Source organism: Mesorhizobium norvegicum, from assembly GCF_004919685.1.
GTDB classification, from domain to species: Bacteria; Pseudomonadota; Alphaproteobacteria; order Rhizobiales; family Rhizobiaceae; genus Mesorhizobium; species Mesorhizobium norvegicum.
Genome location: NZ_SMYZ01000087.1, coordinates 50397 through 60249, shown reverse-complemented (window position 1 = coordinate 60249; position 9853 = coordinate 50397). Strand labels below are relative to the sequence as shown.

The 9853-nt window shown below is 60.8% G+C and carries 9 protein-coding genes; 8 read left to right on the top strand and 1 reads right to left on the bottom strand.

The window, feature by feature from the left end; translation table 11 throughout:
* Both FCU66_RS32715 and FCU66_RS32710 read left to right on the top strand, forming a co-directional pair.
* A partial coding sequence (locus FCU66_RS32715; RefSeq protein WP_136620803.1) for an efflux RND transporter permease subunit occupies positions 1 to 1131 on the top strand: 1131 nt, incomplete at its 5' end.
* 105 nt (positions 1132 to 1236) lie between these two features.
* Entirely contained in the window at positions 1237 to 1476 is a 240-nt protein-coding gene (locus FCU66_RS32710; RefSeq protein WP_127385872.1) for a hypothetical protein, read from the top strand.
* 329 nt (positions 1477 to 1805) lie between these two features.
* On the opposite strand, the gene FCU66_RS32705 is transcribed toward FCU66_RS32710, so the two are convergent.
* Positions 1806 to 3209: a sensor histidine kinase gene (locus FCU66_RS32705; RefSeq protein ID WP_245465291.1), complete on the bottom strand. Its 1404-nt coding sequence runs from the start codon at positions 3207 to 3209 to the stop codon at positions 1806 to 1808.
* Between the two features lie 348 nt (positions 3210 to 3557).
* Between FCU66_RS32705 and FCU66_RS32700 the strand changes: the two genes are divergently transcribed.
* The 6 genes from FCU66_RS32700 (at position 3558) to FCU66_RS32675 (ending at position 9837) form a co-directional block, all read left to right on the top strand.
* Positions 3558 to 4100: a Chromate resistance protein ChrB gene (locus FCU66_RS32700; RefSeq protein ID WP_136620802.1), complete on the top strand. Its 543-nt coding sequence runs from the start codon at positions 3558 to 3560 to the stop codon at positions 4098 to 4100.
* 28 nt (positions 4101 to 4128) lie between these two features.
* Positions 4129 to 5346 (top strand): MFS transporter, encoded by a 1218-nt coding sequence (locus FCU66_RS32695; RefSeq protein WP_127385890.1) that lies wholly within the window; start codon positions 4129 to 4131, stop codon positions 5344 to 5346.
* 46 nt (positions 5347 to 5392) lie between these two features.
* Positions 5393 to 5944 carry a phosphatase PAP2 family protein gene (locus FCU66_RS32690; protein WP_127385889.1) on the top strand — a complete coding sequence of 184 codons (552 nt, stop codon included), beginning with the start codon at positions 5393 to 5395 and terminating at the stop codon, positions 5942 to 5944.
* A gap of 22 nt (positions 5945 to 5966) precedes the next feature.
* Entirely contained in the window at positions 5967 to 6674 is a 708-nt protein-coding gene (locus FCU66_RS32685; RefSeq protein ID WP_245465263.1) for a hypothetical protein, read from the top strand.
* Between the two features lie 64 nt (positions 6675 to 6738).
* On the top strand, positions 6739 to 8814 hold the full coding sequence (locus tag FCU66_RS32680) for a bifunctional DedA family/phosphatase PAP2 family protein (protein WP_136620801.1): 2076 nt from the start codon (positions 6739 to 6741) through the stop codon (positions 8812 to 8814).
* Positions 8815 to 8907: 93 nt separating this feature from the next.
* Positions 8908 to 9837 carry a diacylglycerol/lipid kinase family protein gene (locus FCU66_RS32675; protein WP_127385892.1) on the top strand — a complete coding sequence of 310 codons (930 nt, stop codon included), beginning with the start codon at positions 8908 to 8910 and terminating at the stop codon, positions 9835 to 9837.
* Positions 9838 to 9853: the final 16 nt, after the last annotated feature.

The following is a 9853-nucleotide window of genomic DNA, read 5'->3' as shown; positions in this document are numbered from 1 at the left end:
ATCGCGCGCCAGATCGAAGCCGCCCTTAAGGCGGTTCCGGGAACCTCGAGTGCCTATGCCGAGCGGGTGATCGGCGGCTACTATCTCGATATCGTCCCGGATCGCGAGGCGCTTGGCCGCTACGGCCTTGCCGTCGGCGACGTCCAGGACGTCATCGCGACCGCGCTCGGCGGCGAAACCGTGACGACAACCGTGGAGGGCAGGGAGCGCTACGGGGTCAATATCCGCTACCCCCGCGATCTGCGCTCGAGCCCTCAGTCGATCGCTACCGAAGTCGAAGTGCCGTTGCCCGGCGGCGGCGCCATTCCGCTCGGTGAGGTGGCGAAAGTCCAACTCACGCGCGGCGCGACCTCGATCCGCACTGAGAATGGCCAGCTCGCGACCTATATCTTCGTCGACATTAACGGCCGGGATCTCGGCGGTTATGTCGCCGACGCCCAGAAGGCCGTCGCGGAAACGGTGAAGCTGCCGCCCGGCTATTCGGTCGCCTGGAGCGGGCAGTTCGAATATCTGGAGCGAGCCACGGCGCGGATGAAGGTCGTCGTGCCCGTCACGTTGCTCATCATCTTCCTGCTGCTCTATCTCAACTTCCGGGCGCTCACCGAGACGTTGATCGTCATGTTGTCGCTGCCGTTCGCGCTGGTCGGCGGCGTCTGGCTGATGTGGTGGCTCGGCTTCAACATGTCGGTGGCGGTCGCGGTCGGCTTCATCGCGCTCGCCGGTGTCGCAGCCGAGACTGGTGTCGTCATGCTGATCTATCTGGAGCAGGCCATGGCCGAAGTGAAGGCAGAGCGGGCCGCACACAATCGGCCGTTCAACCGGGAAGATCTCTATGCGGCGATCATGCTTGGCGCAGTGGAACGCGTCCGGCCGAAGATGATGACTGTCGTTGCCATCATGGCTGGTCTGATCCCAATCCTCTGGAGCACCGGCGCCGGCTCTGAAGTGATGCAGCGCATCGCCGTGCCAATGATCGGTGGCATGATCTCGTCCACCCTGCTGACCTTGGTGGTTATCCCGGCGATCTACGGGTTGGTCAAGGGATGGCGGTTGCCGAAGGACATTGCATCGACGACGATCGATGAGGTTGCGCTCACGGAACCTGTGAGGTTTGGCCTCGCTGCCGAATGAGAGGCCGCAACCCGCATGGTGATTGCCGCACCGGGCGCCGCCATGTACTATCGGTGTGCCGGTCATCAATGCAAGGAATTCCGGGGCCGGCAGGGAGGAACAGCCATGTTACGTTCAATTTCACTTGCGCTTTTCTTGTCGGTCATCCCAGCGGCCGCCTTTGCGAATTCATGCCCGACCATCATGGCCGCGATCGACGCGGCGTTGCCGTCCGCGACCCTCGCGGAGGCCGATATGACCAAGGTCAAAGAACTGCGTGCCCAAGGCGAGAAATTGCATGCGGCCGGCGATCATGCAGGATCAGAGGCTGCGCTCAACGAAGCCAAGAAGATGCTCGGCATTTAGTCACGACGAGCCCGCCTTTCGTGGCCGCGTGCGGCCTTGTCCGTTTGTCGAGACTTCACGCGGCACGGCGTCACCGTGGACCCACATCGGAGGTATCTGGCGAATGATACCAAGAGCCACGGCGCCGCGCGGCCAGCCCGATGAAGGTCGAATTGGAACTTAATGTTTTGCGCCCGGTGGGCTGTTGCAGCAAAGGTCGGCTCAAGATTGGCAAACGGCAAGGATTCGACCCCATCCGCTGCCTGATCTTTACGAGTGGCCAAACAGGAGTCAGAAGGATTTTGGGCTGACAGTTGTTGTCTTGGATTTTGAAAGAAGGCCTGGAAACGTTACGATGCGGCAGAACTTTCATTTCCGGCAAGAACGGTCAGCGGCAGCCGGACGATGAAGGTTGTCCCGGTCCCGGCCGACGCCTTGGCAAGTGTTCCTCCGAGCTGCTGGGCGAAAGCGGCTATGAACCGCGATCCCATGCCCGATTCGCCGCCGGCCGGATTCATGCCGACGCCGTTGTCCTCGACGGTAAGGGTGACCTCGCCATCACGCCGCTGGAAGCCCAGCGTGATGCGGCCCGTGCCTTTTGGAAACGCGTATTTGATCGCATTGGTCGCAAGCTCGTTGACCATCAGGCCGAGCGGAACAGCATGATCGGCCACGATCGTGAGCGGTTCCGCATCGACAGCGATCTCGATGCCGGAATTCGCGCCAAGAAGGCTTGAGCGGATGCTCGACGCGATGCCCTCCAGGTAGGCCTCGATCTCGACTGGCCCGAAGGCACTCGATTTGGCGATCACGTCGTAGAGTTCCGCGACCGCGCTGATGCGTGCCTGCATGGCGCGATAGCCTTCCACGCACGGGTCGGCCGCCCGCCGGAGCTCGTAGCTCACAAAGGACGAGATGACCTGCAAGCTGTTTTTGATCCGATGTGCCAACTCGGCGGCCAGAACATTCCGGTGACGATCAAACAGCGTTTCCTTGGTAGCATCCTCGAAGACGAGGAGAAGCTGCGTGCCCAGGTTGCCTGGAACCTGTATCTTGCGTGCGTACAGCTTGAAGATGCGATGTCCGAGCAGCGGAAATTCGTCCTCGAGCAGGAAGTCGTCGAATGGCCGATCGTCAGGCACGACGTGGTCGAGCAAGGCGTGCAGCGCCGCGACATCCCACTGACCCTGCTTGAGGTCTTCGAGACGCTTGCCAACAACATCTTCCGCGCTGTCCCCGAACATAAGAACGAAGTTCCGGCTGGCGGTGACTATCCGCATGTCGGAATCCAGAATGACAAGAGGATCCCGCACCGTATCTGCGATGGTCTGGCCCAGGCGCAGATTGATCGTCGCCTTGCGTTGTTCATTCCGCAGTTCCGTCACGTCGTCGATCGTCAGGAGAAAGAAATCGAAGCTGATCCCGGGACGGTGAACCTTACGGGCGTTAAGAAGCATCGTCTTCGGACCCACATCCGGGAAGACGTGCTCGACCTCGTAAGCCTCAACGGTGGTTTTCCGCGGAAGGATCTCCTCCAGCAACACGCGCAACGCCGGGATGTCCCACTGGCCATTGCCCAGATCGTAGAGGCGGCGGCCAATGGTCGTCTCGGCCGCAGTCGCGAACATCGAATAAAAGGCGTTATTGGCCGAAACGACGGTTAGTTCGGCGTCAAGAACCAGAAGCCCGTCGCGAACGGTCTCGACGATATCCTGAGCTGAAACGTCGCTCAAATTGAAATCAGAAGTTGACATGGGGCCTCCCTCTGCGCGTCCACGCCACTGATTTAATTGAACATATCAGTGCTTACGGGATTGGGATAGCTTGCCCCACAGGCAAAAGCGCGAGGTCCCTTGCTATGCGATACAGCAAACGGGATCGATCGGAAGGCTGCTGAAGCCGATCGGGATCCGCCCGAGCCTCCTATCTCAACAACCGCATTGAGCAACATTCGCGCGATCATCTCAGATTTGGCAGTGCTTTCGTCTTGCCGGACAATCTGGCTCCGATCGTCAGACTGCTGGGGGAACCAGCCGAAAAAAGTAGCGCGAATGCTATCGGTTTCCGTTGAATTGTTACGGTCGTTGCATTAGGCTGAAGCCATGGTTGTCCCGACATGGCTTCTTCTGACGTACAAGGTACCTCCGGAGCCCGCGACGAAGCGCGTTGCGCTGTGGCGGCGGCTGAAGGGGATGGGCGCGATCTACCTGCAGAACGGCGTCTGCCTTTTGCCGAAGACCGACGATCACGTGCGCCGGCTGAAAATGCTGGAGAACGACGTTTCCAAGATGGGCGGCGAATCCGTCATCCTGGAAACGGTCGCCCTTGATCGCGCTCAAGAGGACAAGGTGGTCGCCCGCTTCAAGGCGGATCGCGACGACCAGTACCGCGAGTTTCTCGGTCGGTGCGCTGGTTTCGAGGTCGAGATCGCCAAGGAGATCTCTATCGACAAGTTCACCTATGCCGAACTCGAAGAGGAAGACACCGATCTGAAGAAGCTCCAAGGCTGGCTGGAGAAGATCAAAAAACTCGATTTCTACGGTGCGACACTTGCGGATGAAGCAGCCGAACGGCTGCGAGCCTGCGAGGCTTTGCTCGACAGCTACGCTCAGCGGGTCTTCGACGCTCATGATGAAAATCGGTGAGGTGAGCGGCTAGCATGACGGTGGCGCGATGACAGCCGAGACAGTGGATCGCTCCGGAGCCCGGCAAGGGATTCCCACCGGCATTTGGGTCCTCGGCTTCGTCTCGATGCTGATGGACATCTCGTCGGAGATGATCCACGCGCTGTTGCCCATCTACATGGTGACGGTGCTCGGAACCTCGGCTCTGACCGTCGGAATCATCGAGGGCATTGCCGAAGCAACCGCCTCGATCACCAAGGTCTTCTCCGGCGCTATCAGCGACTGGCTCGGCAAGCGCAAATTCCTCGCCGCGTTCGGTTATGGCCTGGCGGCCCTCACAAGGCCCATTTTCCCATTGGCGCATTCGATCGAATGGCTCATCGCAGCGCGCTTCATCGATCGTGTCGGCAAGGGCATTCGCGGCGCGCCACGCGATGCGCTTGTCGCCGACATCGCCCCGCCGCATCTGCGCGGCGCAAGTTTTGGCCTGCGCCAGTCGCTTGACACCGTCGGCGCTTTCATCGGTCCGCTCCTCGCCATCGGCCTGATGTGGCTCACGGCCAATCATTTTCAGGCGGTGTTCTGGATTGCCGTTATTCCGGCATTCCTGTCCTTTGGTCTGATCCTCGTCGCCGTGAAAGAACCGGAGCGCCCGAAGGAGCAGCGCCGTGTCCGTATGCCGCTGCATCGCGACGAACTACGCCGTCTGGGGGCGACCTATTGGTGGGTTGTGGCGATCGCGGCAGTGTTCACGCTTGCCCGCTTCAGCGAAGCCTTCCTCATTTTGCGCGCGCAATCGATCGGCCTGCCCCTGGTGCTAGCCCCTATTGTCCTGGTGATCATGAGCCTCGCCTATTCTCTGTCGGCCTATCCTATCGGCGTGCTGTCCGATCGCGTGAACCGCCTGACAATCCTGATCGTTGGCCTGTTTTTGCTCGTCGCAGCCGATCTGGTGCTCGCTTTTGCGCCGGGGACAATCGGACTTGTGATCGGAGTGGTCCTCTGGGGGCTGCACATGGGCTTCACCCAAGGATTGCTGGCGACGTTGATCGCCGACGCGGCTCCGGTGGAATTGCGCGGAACCGCCTTTGGCGTGTTCAACCTCGTCACCGGGTTGGCACTGCTCGTCGCCAGTGTCGTCGCTGGCGCGCTTTGGGACATGACAGGGCCGCAAGGCACTTTCCTCGCTGGCGCTGTCTTCACTTTGCTGACCTTGGCGGGCCTGCTCCCTGTCCGAGCGAGGTTGGGTAAGCGGAAGGCGTCATGACAGCAGGCCGTCTCGCGATTTCTTTTCGAAATGGAATGGTGATGGAATGGAAAAACTGGATGCGCAGGTTACGGGCTGGATCAACAACCTTTCAGGGCACAACAACCTGATCGATGTGTTCATGGTCGCCGTCACGCAGGCAGGCGTGCCCCTGTTGATCTTGGCCGTGGTGGCGTCCTGGTGGTGGGGTGGCGGCGGTCGTACCGAGAGGCACGTTGCGGTCGCCTGCGGCCTGTCGTTCCTGCTTGGACTGACTCTCAACCAGATCGTTCTGCTCCTAGTCCATCGCGTACGCCCTTATGACGCAGGTGTTTCACACCTCCTGATAGCGCGCAGCGCCGATCCGTCGTTTCCATCGGACCACGCCACCGCCAGCTTTGCCATTGTCTTCAGCTATGTGTTCAACGCCCGTGTCCGCAAGGCGCTGTGGTTCTTCGCTGCCGCCCTGCTCCTTGTGATTTCCCGTGTCTATGTCGGCACCCACTATGTCGGGGACATCCTGGGCGGGATCGCGACCGCGCTTATCGCCGCCGGGCTGGTCCGGATAGCTTATCGGGAGGGCACCCGGATCGATCGATGGGTGACCGGACTTCTCTAAATGAGCGTCGACGAAATCCTTGATGTCGGGGCAGGTGCCGCAGCTCGAAAATCGAGAGGGCTCAAAAATGGCGCACGAATCCTTTTCACCGAACCGGCTCAATTGCACCCGCTTGCGTGCCGTTGCCTACGTCTTGCTTGTCCTGTCGCTCGTGATCCCGGTTTCCACCAGCGCTGCTCTCGAAGCTAAAACGGCGGGCCTCGCGGATGCGACGGTGCTGATCATACGTCATGCCGAAAAGCCCGATAGCGGGACAGGGCTGTCTCCCGCGGGGGAGGCACGCGCGCAGGCGTATGTCGGATATTTTCAGCATCTGACACTGAACGGCGCCGTGTTTCGCCCTGATACGCTGATAGCGACCGCAGATTCCAAAAATAGCGCGCGCGAACGCCTGACCTTGGAGCCGTTAAGCCGGGCACTCGGGATTCCGCTGGACTTGAGATTCGACAACAAGAACATCGCGGGCCTCGTTCACGCACTGATGACCGAAAACCACCGAAAGTCTGTGCTCATTGCCTGGCATCACGGCACGTTGCCGCAGATCATAGAGGCGCTGGGTGGCGACCCGCACGCAGTCCTGCCGGATGGGTACTGGCCCGACAACGTCTTCGACGCCGTCGTGGCGCTTCGCTACGGCCATGACGGGAAATTCATTCCGGGCTCCGAGCAACTCATTCGCGAAGATTTCGCAAACCCGCCGGGCCTGGTCAGAGGAGCGAATTCCCAATGAGCCCCTCCCACGTAAAAAGCCTCCGCCGGGTGTTGCGGATCATCGGCCAAAACGAGGGACGATAATGTCTTTTTTCTTGGCGCTCACGGACTACATCGCTTCGCACCCGCATCTGGCGTATGCGGCGATCTTTCTTCTGGCTCTGTCGGAGTCCGTTCCGGTCATCGGCGCCATCGTTCCTGGAACGGCCATCATCGTCGGCCTTGCGGCTCTTGTCCCGAGCGGCGTGCTAATGCTCTGGCCGATGTTGATCGCAGCCTTTCTGGGCGCGATCGTCGGCGACGGGCTGTCCTTCTGGCTTGGCCATCGCTACCACCGTGAAATCCTCCTGCGGTGGCCGTTGAACCGTTATCCCGAACTCATCGCGCGCAGCGAGGCATTCTTCGAACGGCACGGCGGCAAGAGCGTCTTTATGGCGCGCTTCACGCCGGGCGTCCGCGCTTTCATCCCGCTCTTGGCAGGCATGTTGCGAATGCCGGCCCGTCGGTTCTACTACGCCAACATCCTCTCGGCATTCGTCTGGGCGCCTTCGCACATCTTGCCTGGCGTGTTCGTCGGCGCGTATTTCAGCTTTGCCGGCGCTGCCGCGGGTCGGCTCGCGGTGCTCCTTGTCGCGCTGATTATTATCCTGTGGGTCATCGTTTGGGTTGTGCGTCACATGGTACGCAGGGGCATTCCCATCCTTCTGGTCTATCTGGAGCGCCTTAGACGCTGGGCAGATGCCCGCGATACCTGGACGAGCCGTCAAATCCGCTCCTTGCTCGATCCGGCCCAGAAGGAAACGAAAATACTCGCGGCGCTGGCACTGCTGCTCGTCACCGCCGCCTGGACCTTCTTCGGCATCCTCGAGGATGTCGTCAGCGGCGATCCGCTGGTGCGCACCGATGCCGCAGTCTATCAAATCCTTCAGGATCTCCGAACGCCGTTGGGCGATTCCTTGATGGTCAGCTTCACGGAACTTGGTGACACGGCTGTCGTGATTGCGATTGCCGTCCTCGTGTTCCTTTGGCTGGCCTGGAAGCGCGCCTGGCGCACCGCCGCTTACTGGGTGGCAGCCATCGGCGGCGCCTCAGCCATCAACACGGGCATCAAGGTGGCCCTCCATCGCGCCCGTCCCACCGAGAACCTCTATTCCGGTTGGAGCGATTTTTCCTTTCCAAGCGGCCACAGTACAGAAAACGCCGTGCTGTACGGTTTTCTGGCTTTCCTGATCGCACGGCGCGTTCGGCCAGCTTGGGGTCTCCCGGTTGCGCTTGCGGCGGCCGTCTTGGTGGCCCTGATCGCCTTCTCCCGGCTCTATCTCGGTGCCCATTGGTTTTCCGACGTGGCGGGCGGACTGGCGTTCGCTACGGCATGGCTGGCCCTGCTCTGCATTGCCTACTTGCATCATCAACCGACCGAAAAGGGCGCCGGAGGTCTCCTGATCGTGGCGTGCGCAGGCCTGGTCGTCGCAGGCGGTGCCAATGTCTATCGCCGTCACGCTGCGGACATGGAGCGCTACGCAGTCCAATACGAGGCACCGTCGATCCTCGCGGCGGATTGGTGGGCGCGCGATTGGCAGCAATCGCCTGTGCAGCGGATCGATCTCGCGGGCGAGGCCGAGGAACCGTTGACATTCCAATGGGCAGGCGGCCTGGAACGCCTCGAAGCAGATTTGGCGCAAAAAGGCTGGCGCTCGCCAGCTCCGTGGACGTTGGCCGGCGCTCTCGTTTGGTTCACGCCGCACCCCGGTCCGATAGACCTTCCAACGTCGCCCTATATCGAGCGCGGGCGCTTGCCGAGTCTCACGCTGGTCCATCCGCGCGCCGAGTCGGACGGGACCAGTTCGCGCTTCGTGCTTCGCATGTGGGCAACCGACATTGACCTGCGGAACGGCCATCTGACGGAACTCTGGATCGGGTCCGTTGTCGACGAGAGGCTGGGCAATCGCTTCCCGCTCTTCACGCTGGCACAGGCGCAGCCCGACGCGAACGGGCCCCGCGACCTTCTTGCTGCGTCTCTCGGCGCCGGCCGCTTGGTGACCCGGGCCGATCATAGGTCAACCCCCGTTTGGGATGGTCAGGTCCTGCTGGCCCGTGAAGGAAGTATTCCCGCCAATCCAGGAATGGGAGCTTTGCCGGAAGGGTCTGCCAGCCGATAACCCAGAGGACTCCTGGAGGTGACGCCTCGCAATTATCAGATGCATGAGACGGGCAGAAGATACCAGTTTCACTCCTTAGCAAGTGGCACACATATGACAGTTTTGGTTCTACTCAATGCAGGGGCTGGCTCGATCAAGGGCGCCGACAGCGGTGACCTGGAAAACCGCCTTCGAAATGGATTCCAAGCGCGAGGGATCGAGACCGAGGTGCGCCTTGCGAAGGGCCGCGAGATCGCGGAGATGGCGCGTAAATTCGCAGTCTCGAAGTCTCGTGGCAAGAAGTCGCGGACGCTCGTGGTCGGCGGCGGCGATGGCACCCTCGGTTCCGCAGCGTCGGTCGTCGCGGGAACAGATGTTGTGCTTGGCGTCCTGCCGCTGGGCACCCTCAATCATTTCGCCAGGGATCTCGGTTTGCCGAACGATCTGGAAGCGGCCATGGACGTCATTGCGGCGGGCCACGTGCAGAAAATCGATGTTGCGGAGGTGAACGGCCGGGTCTTCCTCAACAACTCGTCCATCGGCATCTATCCGTTTCTTGTCGCCGAACGATCCGCAGAGCAAAAGCGGAGCGGGGTGGGAAAGCTTGCTGCTCTCGGCCCGGCGCTTCTCCTGACGCTCAAGGCATCATCCTGGCAAAGGGTCAGAATTTCAATCGACGACAAGGGGCGAGAACAGCGGACCCTGTGCGTGTTCGTTGGCAACAATTTCTACGATTTGAGCAAGCTCGGCCACCGCAGCAGCCCTACATCCGGGGAACTGTGCGTCTACGTCGTGAAGCAGCAGTCCTGGCTTGGACTTGCGCTGCTACCGTTCAAGGTCGCCTTCGGTTTGATCAACCCAGTCCACGATTTGGAACTATTCCGAGTGCAAAGTCTTGAGATCACAGCACGCCGACGACACATGCGAATTGCGATGGACGGTGAAACCGTCGAAGCGACAACTCCGTTGTGTTATCGGATACAGCCCGGTGCTCTGCGGGTTCTCGCACCCCTCTTGGCGAAGGCCGCCCCTCGAAACGCATGATGCTTTGATCGGATCG